At 40.7% G+C, this 25,165-nt stretch carries 22 protein-coding genes; 13 read left to right on the forward strand and 9 right to left on the reverse strand.

Translation table 11 applies throughout. From position 1 onward, the window contains the following. Positions 1 to 14 precede the first annotated feature (14 nt). The 3 genes from ubiG to TY87_RS01450 all read left to right on the forward strand — a co-directional run bounded on the left by ubiG (position 15) and on the right by TY87_RS01450 (position 4,596). The gene (gene ubiG, locus TY87_RS01440) at positions 15 to 737 is read left to right on the forward strand and encodes a bifunctional 2-polyprenyl-6-hydroxyphenol methylase/3-demethylubiquinol 3-O-methyltransferase UbiG (RefSeq protein WP_072839922.1); all 723 of its coding nucleotides are present in this window, start codon (positions 15 to 17) and stop codon (positions 735 to 737) included. Between the two features lie 20 nt (positions 738 to 757). After that, positions 758 to 1,501, forward strand: a complete 744-nt coding sequence (locus TY87_RS01445) for a YciK family oxidoreductase (protein ID WP_072839921.1) — start codon at positions 758 to 760, stop codon at positions 1,499 to 1,501. 77 nt (positions 1,502 to 1,578) lie between these two features. After that, positions 1,579 to 4,596, forward strand: coding sequence for an insulinase family protein (locus TY87_RS01450; protein WP_232617034.1), 3,018 nt, complete (start codon positions 1,579 to 1,581; stop codon positions 4,594 to 4,596). A 30-nt stretch (positions 4,597 to 4,626) separates the two neighbouring features. Here TY87_RS01450 and TY87_RS01455 read toward each other — a convergent pair whose 3' ends face one another. Together TY87_RS01455 and fabV are read right to left on the reverse strand one after the other, a co-directional pair. Then, a complete protein-coding gene (locus TY87_RS01455; RefSeq protein ID WP_100185723.1) occupies positions 4,627 to 5,166 on the reverse strand; it encodes a hypothetical protein in 540 nt (179 codons plus the stop codon). 103 nt (positions 5,167 to 5,269) lie between these two features. After that, the gene (fabV, locus tag TY87_RS01460) at positions 5,270 to 6,472 is read right to left on the reverse strand and encodes an enoyl-ACP reductase FabV (protein ID WP_072839919.1); all 1,203 of its coding nucleotides are present in this window, start codon (positions 6,470 to 6,472) and stop codon (positions 5,270 to 5,272) included. Positions 6,473 to 6,635: 163 nt separating this feature from the next. Between fabV and TY87_RS01465 the strand changes: the two genes are divergently transcribed. After that, positions 6,636 to 7,868, forward strand: a complete 1,233-nt coding sequence (locus tag TY87_RS01465; RefSeq protein ID WP_100185724.1) for a glycosyltransferase — start codon at positions 6,636 to 6,638, stop codon at positions 7,866 to 7,868. 50 nt (positions 7,869 to 7,918) lie between these two features. On the opposite strand, the gene TY87_RS01470 is transcribed toward TY87_RS01465, so the two are convergent. The 4 genes from TY87_RS01470 to TY87_RS01485 form a co-directional block, all read right to left on the reverse strand. Beyond that, positions 7,919 to 8,110, reverse strand: coding sequence for a DUF1289 domain-containing protein (locus TY87_RS01470; protein WP_100185725.1), 192 nt, complete (start codon positions 8,108 to 8,110; stop codon positions 7,919 to 7,921). Positions 8,111 to 8,218: 108 nt separating this feature from the next. After that, entirely contained in the window at positions 8,219 to 8,935 is a 717-nt protein-coding gene (locus tag TY87_RS01475) for a YebC/PmpR family DNA-binding transcriptional regulator (protein WP_072839916.1), read from the reverse strand. Positions 8,936 to 9,114: 179 nt separating this feature from the next. After that, entirely contained in the window at positions 9,115 to 10,281 is a 1,167-nt protein-coding gene (locus tag TY87_RS01480; protein ID WP_100185726.1) for an aminotransferase-like domain-containing protein, read from the reverse strand. Between the two features lie 255 nt (positions 10,282 to 10,536). Further along, positions 10,537 to 11,442 (reverse strand): acyltransferase, encoded by a 906-nt coding sequence (locus tag TY87_RS01485; protein ID WP_100185727.1) that lies wholly within the window; start codon positions 11,440 to 11,442, stop codon positions 10,537 to 10,539. 242 nt (positions 11,443 to 11,684) lie between these two features. Between TY87_RS01485 and TY87_RS01490 the strand changes: the two genes are divergently transcribed. Both TY87_RS01490 and TY87_RS01495 read left to right on the forward strand, forming a co-directional pair. Next, on the forward strand, positions 11,685 to 13,091 hold the full coding sequence (locus TY87_RS01490) for an ATP-binding protein (protein ID WP_100185728.1): 1,407 nt from the start codon (positions 11,685 to 11,687) through the stop codon (positions 13,089 to 13,091). A 31-nt stretch (positions 13,092 to 13,122) separates the two neighbouring features. After that, entirely contained in the window at positions 13,123 to 13,803 is a 681-nt protein-coding gene (locus tag TY87_RS01495) for a response regulator (RefSeq protein ID WP_012070560.1), read from the forward strand. A 9-nt stretch (positions 13,804 to 13,812) separates the two neighbouring features. On the opposite strand, the gene TY87_RS22690 is transcribed toward TY87_RS01495, so the two are convergent. Further along, positions 13,813 to 13,995 carry a hypothetical protein gene (locus tag TY87_RS22690; RefSeq protein WP_232617035.1) on the reverse strand — a complete coding sequence of 61 codons (183 nt, stop codon included), beginning with the start codon at positions 13,993 to 13,995 and terminating at the stop codon, positions 13,813 to 13,815. Between TY87_RS22690 and TY87_RS01500 the strand changes: the two genes are divergently transcribed. The 7 genes from TY87_RS01500 (at position 13,916) to TY87_RS01530 (ending at position 22,589) form a co-directional block, all read left to right on the forward strand. After that, positions 13,916 to 14,776: an AEC family transporter gene (locus tag TY87_RS01500; RefSeq protein ID WP_332835592.1), complete on the forward strand. Its 861-nt coding sequence runs from the start codon at positions 13,916 to 13,918 to the stop codon at positions 14,774 to 14,776. The genes TY87_RS22690 and TY87_RS01500 overlap by 80 nt on opposite strands. A gap of 58 nt (positions 14,777 to 14,834) precedes the next feature. Further along, the gene (locus TY87_RS01505) at positions 14,835 to 16,916 is read left to right on the forward strand and encodes a sensor histidine kinase (RefSeq protein ID WP_100185730.1); all 2,082 of its coding nucleotides are present in this window, start codon (positions 14,835 to 14,837) and stop codon (positions 16,914 to 16,916) included. Between the two features lies 1 nt (position 16,917). Further along, positions 16,918 to 18,291: a sigma-54-dependent transcriptional regulator gene (locus TY87_RS01510; protein WP_100185731.1), complete on the forward strand. Its 1,374-nt coding sequence runs from the start codon at positions 16,918 to 16,920 to the stop codon at positions 18,289 to 18,291. Positions 18,292 to 18,426: 135 nt separating this feature from the next. Further along, positions 18,427 to 19,314, forward strand: coding sequence for a helix-turn-helix domain-containing protein (locus TY87_RS01515; protein ID WP_100185732.1), 888 nt, complete (start codon positions 18,427 to 18,429; stop codon positions 19,312 to 19,314). Positions 19,315 to 19,337: 23 nt separating this feature from the next. Beyond that, positions 19,338 to 19,874 carry a flavodoxin gene (locus TY87_RS01520; RefSeq protein WP_100185733.1) on the forward strand — a complete coding sequence of 179 codons (537 nt, stop codon included), beginning with the start codon at positions 19,338 to 19,340 and terminating at the stop codon, positions 19,872 to 19,874. Between the two features lie 272 nt (positions 19,875 to 20,146). Continuing rightward, on the forward strand, positions 20,147 to 20,461 hold the full coding sequence (locus TY87_RS01525) for a DUF3301 domain-containing protein (protein ID WP_100185734.1): 315 nt from the start codon (positions 20,147 to 20,149) through the stop codon (positions 20,459 to 20,461). A gap of 241 nt (positions 20,462 to 20,702) precedes the next feature. Next, positions 20,703 to 22,589, forward strand: a complete 1,887-nt coding sequence (locus TY87_RS01530; RefSeq protein WP_100185735.1) for a methyl-accepting chemotaxis protein — start codon at positions 20,703 to 20,705, stop codon at positions 22,587 to 22,589. A gap of 113 nt (positions 22,590 to 22,702) precedes the next feature. Here the strand turns inward: TY87_RS01530 and gltX are convergent, their stop codons facing one another. Further along, positions 22,703 to 24,184, reverse strand: coding sequence for a glutamate--tRNA ligase (gene gltX / locus TY87_RS01535; RefSeq protein ID WP_100185736.1), 1,482 nt, complete (start codon positions 24,182 to 24,184; stop codon positions 22,703 to 22,705). Positions 24,185 to 24,286: 102 nt separating this feature from the next. Beyond that, positions 24,287 to 25,078: a flap endonuclease Xni gene (xni, locus tag TY87_RS01540; RefSeq protein ID WP_100185737.1), complete on the reverse strand. Its 792-nt coding sequence runs from the start codon at positions 25,076 to 25,078 to the stop codon at positions 24,287 to 24,289. Positions 25,079 to 25,165 lie beyond the last annotated feature (87 nt).

A 25,165-nucleotide genomic window follows, 5' to 3' on the forward strand; every position in this document is an offset into this window, starting at 1 on the left:
ATGGAAAACAAAACATGACAAACACACAACAGAATAACGTAGACCTAAATGAAGTTGCGAAGTTTGAAGCGCTTGCGAGCCGTTGGTGGGACACAGAAAACGAATTCAAACCATTACATGATATCAACCCGCTACGTACCAACTACATCAGCGATCGCGCCAACGGGTTACAAGGAAAGAAAGTCATCGACATCGGTTGCGGCGGCGGCATTCTATCTGAAGCGATGGCAAAACTAGGCGCAGATGTGAAAGGCATTGATATGGGCGAAGCGCCTCTTGCCGTAGCAAAACTACACAAAGAAGAATCTAAACTCGACATTGATTATGAGAAAATCACTGCTGAAGAAATAGCACAACGAGAAGCAGGCCAGTACGACGTTGTTACTTGCCTTGAAATGTTAGAACACGTGCCAGACCCATCGTCTGTAATTAAAGCCTGCATGACGCTAGTGAAACCAGGTGGTCACGTATTCTTTTCTACTATCAACAGAAACCCCAAAGCGTATCTTTTTGCCATCGTTGGCGCGGAATACATTTTAAAGATGCTGCCAAAAGGAACGCACGATTACGCAAAGTTCATTCAGCCAGCCGAACTCAATAATTACGCAAGAAAAGCCGGATTAGAAGTCACTCACATGACAGGAATGACATACAACCCTCTCACCAAAGTGTACAAGCTGAATGACAAAGACGTGTCTGTCAATTACATGATGCACACCCAAAAAATAGAAGCCTAACCAAGGCACAAGGAGGAGATATGTTTGATTATCAAGCCCCAAGCCAATTACTTAAAGACAAGGTAATCCTTGTTACTGGAGCCGGTGATGGTATAGGCAAAGAAGCTGCCATCACCTACGCAAAACATGGCGCAACCGTCATACTTTTGGGCCGCACAACTAAAAAACTCGAAGCGGTTTACGATTACATCGAAAAACAACAATATCCACAAGCAGCCATTGTGCCATTAAATCTTGATGGTGCTGCCGAACACGACTATATCGAACTTGCTAACACCATAGAAAGCGAATTCGGCCATCTTGATGGCATTCTTCACAATGCCAGCCTACTAGGCGAGCGAACAACCCTAGCAACCTACGACCCAACGCTGTTTGAACAGGTTATGCGTGTCAACGTCACCAGCCAACTAATGCTAAATCAAGCCCTGCTGCCTCTTATGCAAAAAGCAGAGCACGCCTCCATAATATTTACCTCTTCAGGCGTTGGAAGAAAAGCCAAAGCCAACTGGGGAGCCTATGCGGTATCAAAGTTTGCTACTGAAGCTATGATGCAACTACTATCCAGCGAACTAGAAAGCCTATCACCTAACGTTCGATGTAACGCCATAAACCCTGGCGCAACAAGAACCAGCATGCGAGCAAACGCTTACCCAGACGAAGATCCAAAAACACTACCTACAGCAGAAGACATTATGCCGATTTATCTTTATCTAATGGGTAAAGACAGTCTAACAGTAAACGGCAAATCATTGGATGCCCAATAGAACGACCTAACTTTATAAGCAATGGGCATAGTGCACGCCCATTGCATCCCACCGCATGCTTCAGTTAATCTGAAGCCATGATTAATATCAGAAAAAAAGTCGCCACCTATTACTTGCCACTTGCTGCACTTGCATCTTTTTCGATACAAGCAGACACCTCGTACCTTATCGAAAACAACACAACACCCGAAATAAGCAATCACATGAACCAAGACAATACGTCATTTAAAGCAGCACAAGAAAGCAATCAAGCCAGCCCACAACAAACCAACAGTAGCGTAGTACAAGTGACAAATGATCAAATTATTAACATACCTAACAAAAGCCTCACCGACAAAAATGACTACCACCTCATAACTCTAACTAACAACCTAAAAGTATTATTAGTAAGCGACCCGCAAGCCGAACGCTTTGCCGCATCACTATCAGTCAATGTCGGTAATTTTCAAGACCCAGACAACCAACAAGGATTGGCGCATTTTTTAGAGCACATGCTTTTTCTTGGTACTAAAAAATACCCAGAGGCGGGCAACTACCAATCCTATATAAATACTCATGGCGGCTCCCACAACGCTTACACAAGCACCGACACGACAAACTTTTACTTCGACATCAAACCCACCGCATACGAAGGTGCACTAGACAGATTCTCGCAATTTTTTACCGCACCACTATTCAGCGAATCCCTCACACAAAGAGAAAAAAACGCAGTCGATTCTGAATACAAAGCCAAACTAAAAGATGAAAGCAGACGAAACAATCAGGCATTAAAAACATTACTCAACCCTAAACACCCATACAGTCACTTCACAGTTGGTAGCTTAGATACACTCAAAGACAGGCCAAACAATCCACTAAGAAAGCAATTGCTCAAACTTTATGAAGAAAATTATTTTAGTGAGAATATGGCGCTAGTTATGGTAGCCAACCTACCCTATAACCAAATGGCCACACTTGCCCGCCAGTACTTTTCGAACATTCCGAGTAAAAAACCTGAGGCAGAAAAACACTACCCAGCACTCATCCAAAAAGACAAACCACAATTACAGTTTGTGCGCTCACTAATCGACAACAGCACATTAAGTTTTTACTACCAAATAGACGCCCAAAATAAAAACTACAAGACCCAACCAACACGCTATTTATCTTATATTTTAGGCAATGAAAACAAAGGATCACTATATTCATCCCTTAAATCTGAGGGGTTAATAAACGGCATATCCGCAAGCACTAGCGCAGATTATGGTGACAACGCTTTATTCACTGTCAGAATCGCCCTGACCGATGAGGGAATAAGAAAAATAGACACAGTAGCCAAACATTTTTTTGCCACCGTTAGCACCTTAAAATCCTCCCCTATCAACTCAATGTACCTACAAGAGGGACTAAAACTTAGTCAGCTCATGTTTAACAATCAAAGCTATGTAGACCCTCAAAGCTTAGCCAGATCCTTATCAACAAGAATACTAAAAACACCACCTGAAGACATTTTGAGCTGCTATCGCCTAGAATCAGCTGCAGACAAAAAGCAAGTTCGCAACCTCCTAAAACAGCTCTCTCAAGAAAACCTTTTAGTACAAATCACATCAAATCACGAATTCCCAGAAAGCTGGACCGAAAAAAAGCCAACATGGCAAACAGAACCCTGGTACCAGAGCAAATACAGCAACAACAATTTCAGCCAACTATTTTTAGACATCATCAATTTATCAGTAAAAAGTACGCAAGTTAGCTTGCCCGAAAAGAACACCTTCATCCCTGAATCTTTAGATTTAATTGATAAAAAAGACACAACCCCCTCAATCATTTTCCAAAAAAAGGGCTTCACCTACTGGAATAAATCCGACTCAAGTTTTGGCAAACCCACCGCAATGAACTTTCTAGCAATACGTTTTGCCGATGCTGCAGATACACCAGAACACACCCTACTCAACAGACTATGGAGTCGTCTTTTTAATGATAGTGTGAGCGAATCAACCTATGCACCGTATGTTGCAGGGCTGGGTTATGCATTTTACCCTCATGCCAACGGCGTAACCTTACGAACCAGCGGCTATTCAGATAAACAAAACACCTATATCACTTGGCTAGTAGATCAACTTTTCTTATTTCGCCCAACACCAGAGCGATTCGAACAAGCTAAAACACAACTAGAAAAAGACTTAAGCAACCAAAAAAGCCGACAAGCTTACAGCAACGCTAGTAGCGCACTAAGCATATTGATTACTAAAAATAGTTTTACTACAAAACAACTAGAAGATGCGCTGGCACAGCTCACTTTAGAAGACCTTCGGGAATACACAAAAAAAGCACGCGAACATTTTGATATAGTTGGCTACAGCACAGGCAACTTAACTAAAGAACAGGCAGAAAAGCTTGCAGACTCGATTTATCAACGCTTTAGTGATCGACTAACCCCTAGAGAGCCACTAGAAATTGAAACCAAAAATCTCACCACTCAAAAGAAATACCACTACCAGTTCGAATCAACAAGCGACGACAAGGTGATTTTATATGCACTAATAGACACCAGCACACAGGCAACAAAAAAAGCCATTACAGAAAAAGCTTATTTTTCAATATTAAGAAAACTAATCAGCAGCCCTTTTTATCAGGAACTAAGAACCAATCAACAGCTTGGCTATATTGTTGGAGCACAAGACCTCAGTATTCGGAACACACCAATATTAGGGTTATTAGTACAATCCCCCAATAACGACAGCCTAACAATCATTCACTCAATAGAAGACTTTCTAAAGGAACAGAGCAATAGATTACCCAATATATCGGAAAAAGATTTTTTACAAGCTAAGAACGCACTACTAAGCGAACTGAAAATGACCGCAAAAAACCTAAGTGACAATGCACTAAATGAATGGCATCAAATTGCCAAACCAGACCCAGATTTTCTAACCAGAGAAGAATGGATAAACAACGTAGAAAAAATTCAGCGAGAGGATTTTATTGCTTTTATAAATAGCAAACTGCAATCAACAGATACGACAAAAATAATCATTCACAACAAAGCATTCCCACAAGAACTCATCGAGCAACAAGACTGGAGAGAAACATCACCAAACTCCCCCAATCTTTAAAATAAAGCCACCTAGAGAACCCAAAAAGCCTCAACCACCGATCAGCTTCTCTAATTTTTCTTGGTCAGTTGCAGGTGCACCCTTAGCCCCGCTCGCTGCAGGAGCAACCCCTTTGCCAATTGGTGAAAAATCACCCACATCTGGCTGCACCTTATCAACTGACGCATCATCTGTTTTTGCTTGGTCACCAAAGATACCAATCTCCGGCATCATCCGAAGGCGCTTAGCCTGAATATCCTCAGGTATATTTCCAGTAAACAGAACAGTAAATGGCGCATCCTCAGTTCGCTTATTAACCTCATCGTAAATTGCTTGTTCCCGCTCGGCAATGGCATTTTCTTCCAAATACGACATACCTTTACCATCAGCCGTTATCACAATATTTGGCCCCAAAGTCGTTTTCGACTTTTCTGCAGGAATAATTGCCACCTCTTCTCGAGAGCTCACAACAATTTGATGCTGCGTATGAATCACCTGATTGCCGTAAATAATATCGACTGGCTGACGCTCAATGGTCTGGGCATCAACAAACCATGACACAACACAAAGCAACCCCAATGAATATTTCATAATCACCCCAAAGTTAGAACTCATTCACTATAAGAGATAAAAAGGCATAAAAAAAGGAGCCCAAGCGATACTTGAACTCCTTTTTTGTCTCTTTAAGTAAAGACTAAAGTGTAATTACTTCAAAGTCTGCTTCCGGATCAGCTTCAGCATCGTAATCAACACCTTCCACTCCAAAACCAAATAACTTCAAAAACTCGTCTTTATAAAGCTGGTAATCAGTCTGGGCAAACAAATTAGCATCATTCACTTGCGGCCAAAGTTCACGACAAGCTTGCTGAACATCTTCACGCAATTCCCAATCATCCAAACGAAGACGATTTTTATCATCCGTCAATTCTGCTGGGTTATGATTATTATACAAACGCTCAGAGAACATACGATAAATCTGATCCATACAACCTTCATGAAGGCCTTTTTCACGCATAACCTTGAAGACCATTGCCAAGTACAAAGGCATAACTGGGATTGCTGAAGAGGCTTGAGTCACAACCGACTTCAATACTGCAACATTAGCACCGCCACCGAGCTTAGCCAACTGAGCATCAATTGCTGAAGAGGCACGATCCAAATCCTCTTTAGCCCTGCCTAATGCACCATGCCAATAAATTGGCCAAGTAATGTCAGAACCAATATAAGAGTAAGCCACTGTGCGAACACCCTCAGCCAAAACACCTGCTTCTTGCAAAGCAGACATCCAAAGCTCCCAATCTTGACCACCCATTACTGTTGTCGTTGCCGCAATTTCTTCTTCTGTTGCTGGCTCGATTTCCGCTTCGATAATCACATCTTTATTCGTATCAATCGCAGTAGAACGGTATGGCTTACCAATAGGCTTAAGAACAGAGCGAATGACTTCGCCTGTTTCTGGCATTTTACGAACTGGGGAAGCCAGCGAGTAAACCACCATGTCAACTTGACCAAGGTCTTGCTTAATCAAATCAATAACGGTTGCACGCGCTTCATTTGAGAAGGCATCACCATTAATGCTTTTAGCATATAAACCTTCTTCTTTGGCAACTTTATCGAATGCCGCAGAGTTGTACCAACCCGCTGTACCAGTTTTCTTATCTGTACCTGGCTTTTCAAAGAAAACACCTATTGTTGCTGCGCCAGAACCGAACGCTGCAGCAATACGAGAAGACAAGCCATAACCACTTGACGCACCGATTACAAGTACTTTTTTAGGACCATTTTCGATAGCCCCTTTGCTTTTAGTAAAAGCAATTTGCTCTCTTACATTTTGCTCACAACCTACTGGGTGTGTTGTTGTACAAATAAATCCGCGAATCTTTGGTTTTATGATCATAATATCTTCTCAACGTCATGTTTTGCTTACATCTTGCCAGACAATCCCTTCAAATGAGGCAGGCAAGACAAATCTGTTTGCCATGATACAATAGCCAGACGAATATGTCCTGATTCTGCTAAAAATTCAGAACCAAAAAACATCGAAACATTGAGAGAACACCGTGCACCTACTTGTCATCGGCTACGTCTGGCCAGAACCCAACTCATCTGCCGCTGGCAGCCGAATGATGCAATTACTTAATTGTTTTTATAAACAACAATGGCAACTATCCTTTGCCAGTCCAGCTCAACAAACTGAGCATATGACGGATCTATCCCAACTAGGCATACAGGCTGAACACATCGAACTTAACGATGCATCTTTCGATACCTATATCGCAGACAAAAAACCGGACATTGTGATATTTGATCGCTTTATGATGGAAGAACAATTTGGTTGGCGCGTTGAAAAATTCAGCCCAGACTCATTACGCGTTCTCAACACAGAAGACCTTCACTCATTAAGACAAGCCAGACACAATGCTCTTAAACAAAATAGAACCTTTGTGATTGAAGACCTTTATAGCGATCTGGGCATTCGTGAAATCGCCGCAATTCATCGCTGTGACTTAACCTTGATGATTTCTGAAGTAGAAACCAAACTGTTAATTGATGAATTTCACGTACCTGAAACCCATTTATTTCACCTTCCATTTATGCTGCCCAAACCTAAAGACACTGATGCTCTAACCAGCTTTGAAGAGCGCCAACACTTCATTAGCATCGGCAATTTTCGTCACGCGCCAAATTGGGATGCCGTCCTGCAATTAAAAACAGAAATATGGCCAAAGATACGCAAACGCCTACCAAAAGCAGAAATGCATATTTATGGCGCTTACCCACCACCAAAAGCCACGCAATTACACAACGCAAAAGAAGGTTTTTTAATAAAAGGCTGGGCCGAAGATGCTCAAGAAGTCATGCAGCAAGCTCGACTTTGCTTAGCACCATTACGTTTTGGTGCAGGTATTAAAGGCAAATTGGTGGAAGCCATGCAAATGGGAACGCCGAGCATAGCCACAACGATTGGCGCAGAATCCATGTATGGAGAGCTTCCATGGAATGGCATCATCAAAGACGACAATGAAACCTTTGTTGATGCAGCAGTTTCTCTCTATGAAGACAAAGAAAGCTGGCTACTAATGCAACAAAATGGCAATAGAATCCTACAGGCTCGATATCAAGCAGAAGAATGGGAACCGAAATTAATCAATCGACTTAAACTGCAAATACAGCTAAGGGAAAGCTTGAGAAAGAAACATTTCTTGGGATTGATGCTGCGACACCACAGCCTTAAAAGCACACAATACATGTCGCAATGGATAGAGCTAAAGAATACAGGTGGAAAGAACTAAACAAGAAAAACAGAATAGATGGTAGAGTCAGTAAAGGTACCAAAAGATATCTAATTAACAAACTGACTCTTAGCTTCCCTCTCACGAACCTTCTTCATAATCGCCTGCTGCGAAGCCTTATTCATGCTTCCCCACTGACTGATTTCCTTACCCGTTCGATAACAACCGACACAGATATCTTCATCATTAAGAAGACATACATTAACGCAAGGAGATTTTAACTGAGGTTTTGGTTTGGTCATTTTTAATCAACATATATTATAAAGAGACCTTTTCACCATGTCGCGAGCGATGCAAAGGTCCCATAAAGCAAAAAGCCTTAGCGAAAAACATCACCAAGGCCTTTAATTCTAATATTCAGCGTTATGATAAACGCGCTGAACATCATCCAAGTCATTCAATAGATCTAAGAAACGATCAAACTGATCCACCTCTTCGCCTTGAATTTCTGTCGTGTTTTGAGCAACGAATTGAATTTCATCAACCTCAAATTCAATCTCTCCAAATGCATCTGTTAGTGCAGTTTTAGCCTTACTGTAATCGGTATGAGGCGCAAAAACAGTTACTTTACCGTCCTCTAGCTCAATATCTGTTACATCAACATCAGCCATCATCAAGGCTTCCAATACAGCTTCTTCGTCAGTACCAGCAAAAACAAAAATAGCACTGTGGTCAAACATATGACTCACGCTACCTTGGCTACCGATTTTACATTTTACTTTGTTGAAGCAAGTACGCACGTCACCAAAAGTACGGTTTGGGTTATCAGACAAACAATCCACGATAACCATAGTATTGCCAGGACCAAAACCTTCGTAGCGAGCAGTATCAAAGTCTTCTCCACCGCCACCTTTCGCCTTATCAATCGCTTTGTCGATAACGTGAGTTGGCACCTGATCTTTTTTAGCTCGGTCGATCAGAGAACGTAGCGACAAATTACCATTAGGGTCAATACCACCGGATTTTGCGCAAACATAAATCTCACGGCCGTATTTACTGTAAACCTTGGCTTTTTGGTCAGACGTTTTTGCCATGGACTCTTTGCGGTTTTGAAAGGCTCTGCCCATTACATATTCCTATTCTATACAGTCTTAAAAATAAGATTCTAACGTGTCGCCTAAAAAGAAGGAACTGCTAGCCGAGCATAAATACAATAAAAAGCCAGCCTTACCACAACAAAAAGGTTTTGAAACAAGAAACTTAGCCAATATAGACATACAACCAGTAGCACCCAAGTGACAAATAACTAAGCAAGCTGTCGAATGACTTTCGCAAGCACCGTGATTGCTTGATGGATTTGCGCCGGTGAAACACGCGCAAAACTCAACCTTAGAAACGAATCATCAAGTGAACTCTTACAGGGGAAAAATGGCGTTCCGGGAAGAACCAACACCTTATCCTTCAACGCTTCAGTCAGTACTAATTGTGATGAAACGCCTGCGGGCAACTTCACCCAAAAGAACATACCACCAGCTGGAAACGAAAATTCAATGAGATCGCCAAGCTCTGCATTTAAAGCCTCAGCCATCACATCTCGCTTTTCCTTATAGGCTTTTTGAAGCTTAATAACGTGATCCGGATATTGTCCAGACTTAAAGAATTGAGTAATCATACTCTGACCAAGACGATTGGTATGAAGATCAACAGCTTGTTTTACTTTAACCAAGTACGGAGAAAAAACATCACAGGAAACGATATAGCCAGTACGCAAACCTGGCCACAAAACCTTAGAGAAACTCCCCATGTACAGCCAAGGCGCTTGCTTTATCAAAGTTGAAATTGGCGTAAGGTCGACATTGTCATAACAAAGATCGCGATACGGATCGTCTTCAATGAGCAATATATTTTTCTCATCAAGCAGAGCAGCAATCTCGTGTCGACGCTGCAAACTATAACAATGCCCTGCTGGATTCTGAAAATTAGGAATCAAATAAACCGCTTTTGGATGATGTTTTTCAATAGCATCTCGTAAAGCTGAAACAGACATACCCTCAGCATCTGATATGACATCTTGAACCTTTGCACCTTGCAATTTAAATACCTGACAAGCAGCGAGATAGGTCGGCTGCTCGGTTAAAATAGTCGAACTTTCGTCTAAAATTAAACGACTGACAATGTCCAAGCCCTGTTGCGAGCCATTGGTTACCAGCACATTATCATTAGATGTCTGAATACCTCGCTCAGCCACAATCGACACAATACATTCTCGCAGGTCTTTCTCACCTTCACTTGGGCCATATTGCCGACTGTCGGTTAGTTGCTTCAATTCTGGGTATGCTGGCATCAGGTTTTCATCTGGCAAACCACCGGCTAAAGATAGAATGTCTGGCTGTTGACTATAATGCAGCAGTTCACGAACCAAAGATGCTTCCATGTTTCGTGAATGTGAAGTCAATAAATGAGAAATATCCATACCAAACGCCTCGATATATTAAGAGTAGAGAAACAGAGTCAGACATTTTTAAAAAATAGAAAAGATACAATTCTCGATTTATTGAAGGATACAGAAAGAGAATGAGACCTTTGCACGAAGTCACGAGCAAAGCCAAGACGAGGCAAAAATAGACGAAAAAGCGGAGTTTATGGGTTATAAATGAGCATTTTGAGTCTATTTTTAACAAAGTATTGGCAAGCGCAGTAGTCGTGCAAAAGTCTCAGAATGTATTATTTATTGCTCAATACTATTCGTCTCAGCGTGCAGCAAGCATTCGAACTGCTGATCTTTCTCTAGCCAAAGATCATTCACCCACTGCTGAAAATACGCTCTATATTCTGCATCATCTTGATAATTCCCAAGTAAAGAATCATCAATAGGCATTAATCTAATATGCACTTTAATATTGGACACTTCTCCAGAAAGATAATCAAAAAAGCTCGGAATACCTTCAGGATAAACAATGGTTACGTCAATTAATTGGTGTAACTTTCCGTCCATGGCATTTAAAGCAAAAGACAAGCCACCCGCTTTTGGCATAAGAAGGTGCTTATACTGACTAGATTGTTGATCATGTTTTTCAGTTGTGAAACGAGTTCCTTCTAGGAAGTTCATAATCGACACAGGGAAATACTGAAATTTATCACAAGCTTTTTTCGTCACCTCAATGTCTTTTCCTTTAAGTTCTGGTTTCTTTTTGAGCAGAGCAGAACTGTAACGTTTCATGAAAGGAAACTCTAATGCCCACCAAGCAAGACCGATAAAAGGCACCCAAATAAGCTCACGTTTTAAAAAGAACTTAATGAATGGAATACGCCTATTAAACAGGCGCTGCAGAATAAGTATATCCACCCAAGATTGATGATTAGCCGTTATCATATACCAGTCATTCAACTCAAAATCACGCGCACCCGATACATCAATAACAGAACGACCTAAGTAGCGCTGATTGATATTATTTATCCCGATCCAGAACGTTGCTATGTTATCCAATACAACATTTAAAACCGCCCGTATCGACGCAAAGGGTAAAATACACTTAAACAAAGCCAAAACCATGACGGGAACGAAACAAATCAAGGTATTCATTATGATCAAAAAAAATGAAACCAGACCTTTTAGCACAAACAAAACAGGCATAAGCCAACCTAAAAATACAAAAATTGACGCATAATACTAAAGGAAACCCTTGATTGGAAATCCTCATTATTTACACTCCAACCAAGTAGCCAGCTTTCCACATAAAACTGTATAGTAAACAGACGATTAGAATGACTAGAGAACCAGCTCGATACCGAAGACATTGTGATAACGTATCGATGATTATCAACCCCCCTGTAAATAACACATAAACAGGACACAATAGGACCTCAAACTCCACTATGGCAATGACCAAAGGGTTAAAAATTCGACATAAACTTTTTGCAGTTTTTGTTTTAAGTAATATTTTACTCATTGTTTCTATGTGGCAAGTATTTCAATGGAGTTTTGACAGAGGATTTGTATCCTACGCAACGGAACGTGATCGCGACTTTTTAGAACAAATGGCAAACAGAACAGCCAACCTGTACATTTATTACGACGATTGGTATTTCTTGGTCCAAGAAAGCCGAATGGAAAGCGAATGGCATAAAGCAAAACTAGAAAACTTACGAGATTTGGTTCCGCCTCCTAGCACACCTAACTTAGATTTGATCTATCCTTCCCAGTATTATCGCCAACGCTTTCTATTATTTGATAGTCAACAAAAACCGATCATCGGCAAAACTCGCTTTGCCGATGCAGAAACCCATGCGGTTAGCGTGAATAAAAAAATAGTAGGGTATGTTGGCCTTCGTTCAATCAGAGAGCTTGTTCAGGATCAAACATTACGCTTTGTTCGCCAGCAAGGTGAAGCGTTCCTACTTATCTCTGCCTTCATGCTCGCGATCGCAGCGCTTTTAACCTGGCCTTTGGCTCAGTGGTTAAGTCGCCCTATCATTTCGATGCAGAAAGCCACAAAAAAACTGGCAGCTGGAAAGTTTGATACTCGCATATCAGTAAAAGGCGCAGATGAGTTAGCCAGTCTTAGTTGTGATTTTAATAACTTAGCTTGCACCTTAGAACACACGAGGGAGGCACGTAAACGCTGGGTTGCTGACACCGCTCACGAGCTAAGAACTCCTGTGGCAATTCTTAGAGGAGAAATTGAAGCAATGCAGGATGGGATTATTAAAGTTTCTCCTGAAAGCCTCTCTTCGTTACATCAAGAGACGCTGCATATTGCACGCCTAATTGATGACTTAAACCAATTATCAATGCATGATATGGGTAACTTAAGCTATGAAATGGAAGATATTACGATAAATGACATTATTGAACAAACCGTTCAATCCATGACTCTTCCATTTAATGAAGCTGGATTAGAATTAGGGTTTGAATATTCTCAAAAAAACCCTATTGTTATGAATGGTGACTCTGATCGATTACATCAGCTCTTTTCGAATCTAATGAATAATTCATTAAAATACACAAATGCACCTGGAAAGCTAACAGTAAAACTTTTAAAAAAGAACAAGAAAGCCATTGTTCTTTTTGAGGATACTGCACCAGGTGTTAGCGACGAAGATAAAAACAGAATTTTTGAACAGTTTTTCCGTGTTGAAAATTCAAGAAACCGAGCAACTGGCGGAAGAGGCTTAGGTCTCGCTATTTGCGCAAGTATTGTAGATGGACATCAAGGCACAATCAGTGCTTATCATTCCCCTGATGGTGGCTTAGGAATAAAAGTAGAATTCCCTTTAAACTAGTTTCGTTAAACGAATAGGAACGAATAATATTATGAGCAAAGTACTGATTATTGAAGACGAACCAAAACTAGCAGAACTAATGTCAGCTTATTTAGAGCAGGCGGGTTATGAGCATCATCACCTTGACCGCGGTGACATCGCTGTTAATTACATCAAAAACAACCAAGTTGATATTGTTCTACTAGATCTAATGCTACCAGGCTTAGATGGTGTTGAAATCTGTAAACAAGTTCGTCAATTCAGTGGCGTGCCTATTATCATGGTGACAGCGAAAGCAGAAGAAATCGATCGTCTAATCGGGTTAGAAATGGGTGCAGATGACTACGTATGTAAACCATTTAGCCCACGTGAAATTGTCGCTCGTGTAAAAGCAAACTTACGTCGCGTAGAATTAGACCAAGCAGAATCACCAAGAACTGATGGCTTCGATTTAGATGTAGATCGTCTTCGTGCAACGTATAAAGGTGATTTAATCGACTTAACAACAGTTGAATTTCAATTACTTCAATTGCTAATCAAAGAACCTGGTCGCGTTTTCGGCCGTGATCTTATAATGAAAAGCATTTATGCCGACAGCCGCGTAGTGAGTGATCGCACTATTGATAGCCATATCAAAAAGCTTCGTAAGAAAATTTCTGCTGTGGCACCTGAATTAAATGTTATTCATTCTGTTTACGGTGCAGGCTACCGCTTCGAAAACAACGATCAGTAAAACCCTTCTCTAAGGAATGGCGTTGAACAACTTTTTAGATGTACTGGTATTTTCTTTCTCTATAACAATGCCAATATTCATGATATTGGCATTGGGAGTTATCTTATACCGAATGCGAATCATCAATGACAACTTCATTGATGTCGCATCTAAACTGGTGTTTAACGTTACACTCCCTGCGTTACTTTTCATTAGTATTTCCAAGAGTGACATATCTTCAAACACTGACTTATCATTGGTGATATATGCAATGATAGCGGTAACTGTTACCTATATTGCATTAGAACTACTCTTGTCTATTTGGGAGCCAGATAAAGCAGAAAGAGCGGTTTTAGTTCAAGGTGCTTTTCGATCAAATATGGGCATTATTGGATTAGCCTATTGCGTTAATGCCTACGGTAATAATGTTTTTTCAGTGGCGTCAGTCTATCTAGGCGGAGTTACTATATTATTTAATATACTATCCGTCATTGGCCTAAGCCGAGCCCTAGGAAAAAATGCCAGTTTGATAGGCATTCTAAAAGGCATAGCGAAAAACCCATTAATCATCGCCATTTTGGCAGCCTTTATTACTTCACTAACAGGTTTATCACTTCCTTCAACGCTTTATAAAGCAGGCGATTATTTTGCACAAATGACGCTACCTTTAGCTCTCTTGTGCGCTGGAGCATCACTCAACTTTAAGTCTTTAAAAAGCGGGATGCTAGGCGCTATATTGGCATCTGTAGGTAAGCTTATTTTTATCCCTTTCATACTGACTTTTGGTGGATATTTACTAGGCTATCGCGGCATGGAGCTCGGCGTACTATTTCTCATGTCATCCGCCCCAACAGCGTCCGCGAGCTATATCATGGTACGCGCCATGAATGGAAACTCTACGCTTGCGGCAAACATCATCGTTATAACAACCATCGCATCCTTGATTAGTACCAGTATTGGCGTTACTTTGTTACGCAGCTTTAATCTAATCTAATCCGATTAATTAAACATTTAAAACTGGCTAAACACATTAAAGGCTAGCGAGACTCTCTTTGATTTCACAATTCCGTAAACATCGTCTTTTCTTTCTCACCTTCGGTTGCACTCTACTAACCCTACTATTCTTTGGTGTAAACACCATTGCCTATCAAGCACTCATTATAGACAAGCATTCAGAAGGCCAAGATAAACTACTCGATTACGTTATTGAGTTACGCAACGAATTAAAAAACTACCATATTCTTCCCTATGCTCTTGCTGATAACCCTACTCTACTAGCCTTTATGAATAACCCTAAAGACCAAGTGTTAACACAGCGACTGCAGCGACAACTGGAAGACCTGACACATGTATCTAAAACACAAGATTGGTTTATTTTATCTGCCCAGGGTGATCTTTTAGTATCCAGTGAACAATCCCCGCACTTCAATTTAGACGACTACTTTAGTAAGCAAGACTTAAGCGATGTACTAAGAGAGCAGCAAGGAGAATACATCCTCGTCTCTGGTTACAACCCCCAGCAGTATCAATCAGCACATCTAGTATTGGCTCCTGTTTATACAAAGGCAGGATTAGCAGGCGCTGTCGCAGTAAGAATTAACGTCAGTGATTTGATTGAGCGATGGAATCTTTTCGATGATCTCGTTGTGATGACAGATCAAAACAGCCTCATTTTCTTAGCCAGTAAATTGAATCGGCTTTTAGTTAGTAATTGGCTAGATAACCCTACAGATGTTCAGTTTTTGAATAATACTCGCTCTAAAATTTACCATCTAAACGATGAAAACTACCTTTTACAGAACGTCACCTTAGATGACTTAAAATGGCAAATCCATTATTTATCAAATTTAAAAGGCATTCAGAAAAAAGCACAAAATATCGCTTTTATCAGCCTAGGTATTTTTGCTCTGATATTTCTTTTTTGGCTTTATCGGCGTGAGCGCTCTTTAAAAATCGCGTCAAAATTAGAGAACGAAATACTCATTGCCAATAGTGCTCTGCGCCAAAGAGTCCTGATCGAAAACACTCATGTCGGACTTTTGCAGCTAACAAAACGCGGTGAAATATCTTTTGTAAACCCGATGGGGTTGCGTTATTTCGGGCAAAGAGCTGAGCTTAACAGCCATTATTTATATGAATTCCTACCAGATTGCCCCGAGAACCAAATCGCATTAGCTTTTATCAGATCCCTGCAAACACAAGAGGTCGCTGGAAATGCATTCGCGGCAAACTTGCTAGAACAAGAAGTAGTCCTGCAAAAAGAAAACGGTCAAATTTTTCCAGCGTTACTCTCTGTCTCTTCTTTAGAATGGAGTGACTCACAAGGATACTTAGTAACCCTACTCGACATCAGCAAGCGCAAAAGAGCAGAATTAAACTTGCTCGACGCAAACACTCGCCTTGAAGAGCGGGTATTAGAACGAACGAAGGCATTAGAAGCCGCACAAAAAGAGCTATTAAGAACAGAAAAACTCGCTGCCATAGGGCAAATGTCTACAGCCATCGCTCATGAGCTAAATCAACCGCTCACAGGCATAAGAACATTAGCCTATACCGCAGAACTGCTACTTAAACGCCAAGATTCAGAACAAGCTTTAAAAACGCTCATAGACCTAGAATCGCTTGTTGTTAGAATGCAAAAACTAACCAGCGAACTAAAAGTACTTGCTTATAGAAGACCAGAACAGCTTGCATCAACCTCTATAAAAAGCTCTGTAGAACGAGCTATTGAAAGCCTTGGTGATGACGTAAACAGTGTTCAGTGGGAAATTGCATTCAACGACTTAGATGCTGTTATCGCAGAACCTACTCGACTAGAAAGAATATTTTCTAATTTAATTAGCAACTCAATTCAAGCCTGCTCCGAACAAAAAATCACACCAAGTATTAAAATATCCCTAGAAACACACGATGAGCAGATAACCATAAACTACCAAGACAATGGTCCAGGTATAGAATCATCTCAACTTACGCATATTTTCGAGCCTTTTTTTACGACAAAGCCGATCGGTAAAGGCTTAGGATTAGGGCTGGCCATTAGTGCAAACCTAGCAAAAGACATGAATGGCTTACTAAAAGCAAGCCATGACAATGACTCGAAACTTGTATTCAGCTTAACACTGTTAAAGGCCTAATATGGAAAACCGTAACACCAACAATCACATTGAAATATGGCTACTTGATGACGACGATATTGTTCGTTCAACCACCGCCCAGTGGCTGCGTTTATCAAACTATAACGTACGAGAATTTCAAGAGGCCCAAGAACTAATCGATCAGTTCAACATTGGGCTACCTTGCATTATCGTCAGCGATATCCGTATGACGCCAATCGACGGCTTAACGTTAATGAGCGACTGTCTGACCAAAGAACATGAGCTTCCATTTATACTTATTACCGGACATGGCGACGTTGACACCGCCGTCAATGCTTTGCGTGACGGTGCTTTTGATTTTCTTGAGAAACCCTTTGACCCAAACAGGTTGTTACAAACTGTTGAAAAAGCTATTCAACTAAGAAAAGTGCAACTTCAACATGCTAACCAATCTCAGTACCTTGGCGACTTACACGGCTTAGAAGAAACCATTATTGGTAAAAATGAGCAAATCATCCGTGTCAGACAGCAAATTCGCACCTTTGCCAGCATGGACACCCATGTCATTGTTTACGGAAAAACAGGCTGTGGCAAAGAGTTAGTTGCAAAAGCTTTACACGACTGCAGTCCAAGAAGCAGCAATGCATTTGTTGCCATTAATTGCGCCGCTATTCCAGCAGATCTGTTTGAAAGCGAACTATTCGGCCATGAGGCTGGCGCCTTTACCAGTGCGAACAAGCAAAGGATTGGCAAGCTTGAGCATGCCAGTGGCGGCACATTGTTTCTCGATGAAATAGAAAGTATGCCACTCGCGATGCAAATTAAATTGCTACGCGTATTGCAGGAAAATCAACTCGAGCGAGTTGGTAGTAATAATACAATCAAGATAGACCTAAGAGTCGTCGCGGCTGCAAAAAGTGACCTACAGACGCTAGAAAACTTTAGGCAAGACTTATTCTTTCGTCTGAATGTATCGCAAATACATCTTCCAGATTTACGCAACCGGGGATCTGATATCCCACTGCTCTTTGAACATTTTTGTCGAATAGCAGTAAAAGAGCGCGGAGGAGATCTTAGACAACTCAGCCCAATCGATCATGAAACATTGACTTTGTATGGATGGCCTGGAAATGTTCGTGAGCTTAGAAACGTTGCCCTGCGTTATGCTCTTGAACCTAATACAAGTGTGGCAAAAATATTGGCTGGCTACCAAGCTCAGGACGATATAGACACCATAACCCCTCTCCCACTTAGCGTGAAGGTACAAGAATTTGAACGCAGCTTAATTGAAGCCAGTATTCGACAACAAAAAGGCAATATTCAACTTGTGTTAGAACAACTCCAGCTTCCTCGCAGAACACTCAATCAGAAAATGCAAAAATACGGCCTGAATCGAACAGACTACTTAGACTGACTCCCACCAAACAATACATATCAGATAAAAATATGAATAAAGTGATTCTCATATAAAATATTTAATGAGAATCACTTGCATTGAAAGCAAAAAGAATCTCTAATGATAACCATTATCAGATTGAGGCAACATACGATGCAACTAAACATGCGCGATGTGTATGACAATGCAGGAAAAGTCAAAGAAGAAGTAGCGCCATGGCTATCTGGCCATAAACAATTACTTGCCCTACTTCCAAATTTGCAATTACTTAACCAACACTTAATTAGTAATGCAGACGTTTCACTTCATGAAGAAGCACGATCAGGACTCTATTTTTCTTTTTTAGGAGCAGGGCCAATTAATACGGCAAAAGATATTAATTCTGTACAGATTTCATATCAGCCGAAAAACATTAACGGTCATTTCTTGATGGCAAAGGGTGATGAATATAGCCTACTGCAAACTCGAATTAGTCCAGCCCATTTAGCAGCTGTCCTAGGTGAAACAGAAGATCAAATCATCCAGCATTTTATGGCTATGCGAGACAAACTAGGCAATGAAAACGCCGTGATTCAGCTGCCTATCACAGAAAGAACTATCAGTGCCATTGAGCCAATATTGGCACACAAGGGACACTCAATAAGCCTTGCTGGATACCTCTATTCACTTATATTTACACTGATCGAGCAGCTACAAATGCTCAGTCACTTATCACAATGTGAAGACTGCCAAAGCAAACTTTTCCATGCGCAAAATTTAATAGAAACACCGGAATACGATACTCTCAACATTAAACATCTAGCGCAACAAGTTGGCCTTAATACAGAAGCTCTTGCCATTGGCTTTAACCTTATTGTTGGGCAACCTATCGAAAGTTATTGCACTCGTAGCCGGATCAAATTCGCAGCCGCCCAACTAAGACAAAACCCGACGGCAAAATCTCATATTGTTGCTCAAAGTGGCTTTTCAGAAGACCAGTTCGAAGCAGCTTTTATCCAACACTTTGGTGTCAGTAGCCACCAATATAAACAAATTCACTAAATTACAGAAAGCAAAGGCATCACATGGCTCAATCAACAATTGCCCTTATTTACGGCACAGATACAAACAACACAGAAGAAGTTGGCCGCAAGATTGCCAAACAATGGGAAGAACTTGGCGAGCAAGTAGATATGTTCAATATCAAGGATATTGAACTTAGCCAGCTTGAACAATATTCCATGCTCATTTTGGGAATTCCTACTTGGGATTTTGGCGGCATTCAATCCGACTGGGAAGACATTGGAGACAATTTAGCTGAATTGGCTCTTGAAGATACCGTCATAGCCCTATATGGACTAGGCGATCAATTTGGCTACGGCGATTATTTTGTCGATGCTGTAGGTTGGCTATATGAAAAATTATTACCGACTAATGCAACCTTTATTGGTCAATGGCCAACAGAAGGCTATGAATTTGAAGCATCTAGAGCTTGTGTTGATAACAAAGAATTCTTCATCGGCCTAGCAATTGATGAAGATCAACAGTTTGAACTCACTGATCAACGCATCGAGCAGTGGGTCATCCAACTTTACGCAGAGAGAGCAGTAGAAGCCGCCTAAATTATCGCCTGACTGGCCATTTGATTAAAGCTAACGACTCAAATTTGGTTTACCCACACATTCGCTGCCCCGAATGCCCAAATTTAGCTTTTGATCAATGAGATAATTTTACGACTTGCTCTAATATAGCGTGAAGACCGTGGCTACCTCTCCTTTCTCTCCTGCTTGGAGGTAGCCACGTATTTCTTTCTATTATGACTATTTTTTTCTAGTCACTATTCGCTATGATGTTAAAGAAGATCGTAAACCTCTTTAACAAATAGTTGGCGCACATGAACTTACAGCTTTCCGACATCATCATTCTTCTATTAATTTCCGCTGTAGCCTACGCTTGGTGGCAAAATTCCTCCATTCGAGAGCAAGCTCTAATAAACGCAAAAAAACACTGTGAATCACTCAACCTACAACTACTAGAGGAAAGTGTCGCTGGCGCAGAATGGAGACCAACATGGAATCATGGGGAAATAAAAATTAAAAGAACCTACAGGTTTGAATTTAGTTCCAGTGGAATTGCACGATATCAAGGAAAAATCAGCTACCTTGGCAACCAAAAAATAGATGTATGGCTAAGCCCTCATGACTTTTAGACAAACGAAATTTACCTTACAACAAAAAACATACTAAAAATAACATTCGCAGCCATTATCACAACAAGATAAATCTATATTTTTATGTCAATTAATTGCAAATAAGGCCATAGTAGAAATAGAATGCTTAAGTAAACATTTGTAATGCTTTAATAGACAAATAATGAAGGCTAAGTGTTTTGATGACTCTCAGCAAAATGTCTATTTGTTCAATTTATAATAAAAAAGTGCAGGATATAATATGTTGGCAAACCTTAGTTTTCGTACCAAGTTACTCTCATTACTGATTGCGGCTATTCTTGGATTCGTTGTTGTAACTGCTGTTGCTTTACAAGGATTGAATGTTCAAGAAACCTCATCCTCAAAATTCGATCGTCTTACCACAGTAGATAAAGACCTTGCTTCTTTAGCCATTACCTTAATGGAAGAATACGAGACACTGTCTGGCATTGACAACAGTACCTACGAAAGTTTTCTTGAACAGCTAAATACTAGCCATGAAAAGTTCATGGCTACACTAGAAGGAGATATGAATCTTCTAAAAGATCCAGAAGCTGAAAACTACATAAAAAGCATTACGGCTTCTTTAGCCAACTACAGCGATACGTTAAAGCTACTTGTCAATCAAAGACAAAAAGTTGGCTTTAATGGTTCTTCAGGTTTAAAAGGCGAAATTTCTCAATTAGGTGAAAAAGTTACAGAAGAAATTTCTTTCCTAAGCTTAGTGAAACAAGAATTCCTGCCAGTTCGCGAAGCAGAAAAGAACTTTATATTTGAGCCAGTTCCTGCAAACAAAGCAGCCTTCATGGAACGCTATGACAAATTCTACAAGCGTGTTACTAACTTCGGCCTTGAAGAACGCTTCGGCGAAGTTATTAACAAGTATTTTTCAGCTGTTGAGAACTTCGATAAAGAAAACCAGCAGTTAAAAAACTTACAATCACAGTTTTTGAATAGTAAAGCCAGTTTTGCTGAAACTCGCTTAGCTGCAGTTGAATACATGCAAAAAGCAGTATTAGAAGCTCGCCAGCAAGCTTCTGAAAGTTCTCAACAAGCTAGCATAAGCTTAATCATTGTAAGCATTGTTGTTGCTGTCATTGCCGCACTTATGATGATGGGGATTGGCAGTAGTGTAAATAGTACACTCAATCAAATCATCAAGGACCTCGGTAAAGTAAAAGGTGGTGACCTAACGGCTCGTTTACACGTTAACAAAAAGCGTAATGATGAATTTGATTCCTTATGTAGCTCTGTAAATGAAATGACGACGGGGCTAAGCTCAGTAATTGGCGAAGTTGTGGATACCACTCAAGGTGTCAACAACATGGTTAATGAACTAAATACTTCCGTTACTAACATTGCACAAAGCAACCGTTCCGTTAGTGAGCAAACAAACTCTCTAGCAGCAGCGACAGAAGAAATATCCACCACTATTTCTAGTATTTCTAGCACAACAGAAGACTTAAGCAGCCAGTCTCAACACACTTACGAATCTGCAAAAGTTGGTGCTGAAACGATTAAGGGCGCGTTATCGAATCTTTCTAGCACTATTAGTGTTGTCAACAAAACAAGTGAGCAACTTAACGAGCTTGGCCAATTATCTAAAGATATCGACAACGTTATAGGCATGATCAATGACTTAGCAAATCAGACCAACCTCCTTGCACTAAACGCGGCTATTGAAGCAGCACGTGCCGGTGAAGCAGGCCGTGGGTTCTCTGTCGTTGCCGATGAAGTACGCTCTCTGGCTGAGAAGACAGTTGATGCAACAGCCAAAATCACAGATATCGTAAGCACTATTCAATCTTCAACACAAACAGCAATCGAAACCATGCAAAGTGGTCAAGAAAGCCTACATGCAATTGAAGAGTTTAGTGAAAAAGCAGAATTGGCCATTCGTGAAATAGAACAGAATGCTCAGACAAGTTCAGCTTCCTCCATTGATATGGCTCGCTCTATCCAAGAGGTTGCAAAAACAGCTGTACACATGAGTGAAGAAATGGACAAAATTGCACAGCAACTTCAACGTGATAATAGCTATATTAATAGCATTGAAGGCAATACCCGTGACATTCACAATCAAGTTAGTAGCTTAGACAAAAAGACGAGTGTCTTCACCACTCGTTAGTGTAAATAAGCAAACGGTTGATCTAATAAATTGCGTAAAAAAAACCGACTATCAAAGTCGGTTTTTTTTGTTCAAAATTTCTTTAGCATTATTGTCACTAAAAACAGCTGATCTTATAGATCAGCGTATTCTTTTTCCCAGCGCTTCGCTTCTTTCTTAGAAGGACCACCAAGTACATTTACTGCTGTGCGCATACGAGCGCGAGAAATATCAGAGCCTAGAATCGCCATTGAGTCAAAAACCGAAACCGACGCAGTCGTTCCGGATATAGCGACGAATAACGGCGCAAAAAAGTCTTTCGGCTTAATTTCCATCACTTGAGCTAATGATTTCATCTCATTAAAAATTTCGTCTTTTTCCCATTTGTTCAATGCTTCCAAACGCCATAAAGCGAACTGCATGGCCTTACGAAGTGTTTCTTCTTCCATCTTGATAGAAGAAAAATCCTCTTTGGTAATTGGCAACATACCTTTTAAGAAAAAGCCAGCCACATCAGCGACATCTGAGAAAGTTTCAACACGCGGAATAACCAGCGGCAAAATCTTCATCAAATATTCAGGGTTAAGCGCCCATTCAACATATTTTTGCGCAAAGGTTTCTGGGGTTAGATTCTCACGAATCCACATACCATTTAGCCAGCTCAATTTTTCAACATCAAAAACTGGACCACCCAAAGAAACACGCTGAATATCAAAATGTTCTATCATTTCGTCTAACGAGAATTTTTCACGCTCGTCAGGCATAGACCAACCCATACGACCAAGGTAATTGATTACCGCTTCAGACATATACCCCATGCGTTGATAGTACAAAATACTCGTTGGGTTTTTACGTTTTGATAACTTAGATTTATCTGGGTTACGCAACAAAGGCATATGACACAAAGTCGGCATATCCCAACCAAAGTATTGGTACAACAAGATATGCTTCGGCGCTGAGTTGATCCATTCTTCACCACGAATAACATGGGTAATTTTCATTAGATGATCATCAACAACGTTTGCTAAATGGTAAGTCGGCATACCATCTGCTTTTAGTAACACTTGCATGTCCACTTGAGCCCAATCGATTTCGATTGTGCCTCGAAGCATATCCTGAACAACACATGTGCCCTCTTCAGGAATTTTCATACGAATAACATAAGGAACGCCTGCATCTAATTTTGCCTGCACTTCTTCTGCAGTCAGGTTAAGAGCACGACCATCGTACTTTTGTGGCAAACCTTGCTCTTTTTGTTCATTACGCATTTGATCCAATTCTTCAGTGGTTTCAAACGCATAAAAAGCATGCCCCTTATCGATCAACTCTTGAGCATATTGACCATAAATATCGCCTCTTTCGCTTTGACGATATGGCCCGTATGGTCCGCCCACATCTGGACCTTCAGCCCAATCTAGACCTAACCAACGTAATGCATCTAAAATCATTTTTTCAGATTCAGGTGTACTACGAGTTTGGTCGGTATCCTCAATACGTAAAATAAACTTGCCGCCCATTTTACGTGCGAAAGCCATATTAAATAGCGCAATATAGGCTGTACCTACATGCGGATCGCCAGTTGGAGACGGCGCAATACGTGTTCTTACCTCTGACATAAAAATCTCATTTATTTGTTGTCTGAAATGCCGCTATTATAAGCGTCTCATAAGATATGAGTAAGGGGTTGAACCTAACTTTTCTACTTAGAAGTTTGATATTCACTCAACTTTACTTTCGATATACCTAAGCTGAGAAAGCCGAACCCCAATTTCCACATCTGTTTTCAAGGCAACTAATGAACGGGACAGCAAACACTGCTCATAACCACCAGCTAACATAGACTGAATGCGCTCTGAAAAAGACGGCAAATTGGCATAAATTTCTTCAATTGTAGGAAACAAACTAATAATACTTAATGCTGTTTTCGGCCCAATACCTTTTACACCTGGAATTCGGTTGGTGGTATCACCGACTAAAGCCCAATAGTCTGTTAGTTGTTCAGGCTCCACTCCATATTTACCGGGTACCCAAATTTTGTCGTAACCCAATTTGGCAAAGTAATCATATTGAAGAATACGATCATCCCCTAATAACTGCGTGAAACCTTTATCTGTTGAAACAATATAGGATTTAACATTGCTGTTCGCCGCTTTCACCGCTAACGTAGCGATAAGGTCATCTGCCTCCCAACCATCTATTCTCAAACAAGGCAAATGATTGAAACGAAATACCTTAGCAAAGTCTGGCAAGGATTCGAGTAAGGTATCATCCATAGGTACACGGCCTAGTTTGTATTCTGGGTAGACTCGATGGCGCCAAGTTTTACCATTTGAATCAAACACAACAACAGCATAAGAAGGGAAAAATTGATGGGTTAATTTCGCCAAGGCTTCAATCGCAATACTTTGGGTGCGCTCAATACGACGAGTTGCATCATGCTCTGATTCTAATGCAGCATAGAGTCTTCGAATTAGATTCAATCCGTCAATAATTAGTAATTTTTTATCCACTGCAAACCCTTATTTTTGCTACATTGTTTGACGTTTACTTGAATTTAATAGGGTACCATGAGAGAAGATTCATCACGACAACTTGCG

The sequence above is a fragment of the Marinomonas sp. BSi20584 genome (assembly GCF_002792415.1).
In the GTDB taxonomy this organism is placed as follows: Bacteria; Pseudomonadota; Gammaproteobacteria; order Pseudomonadales; family Marinomonadaceae; genus Marinomonas; species Marinomonas polaris.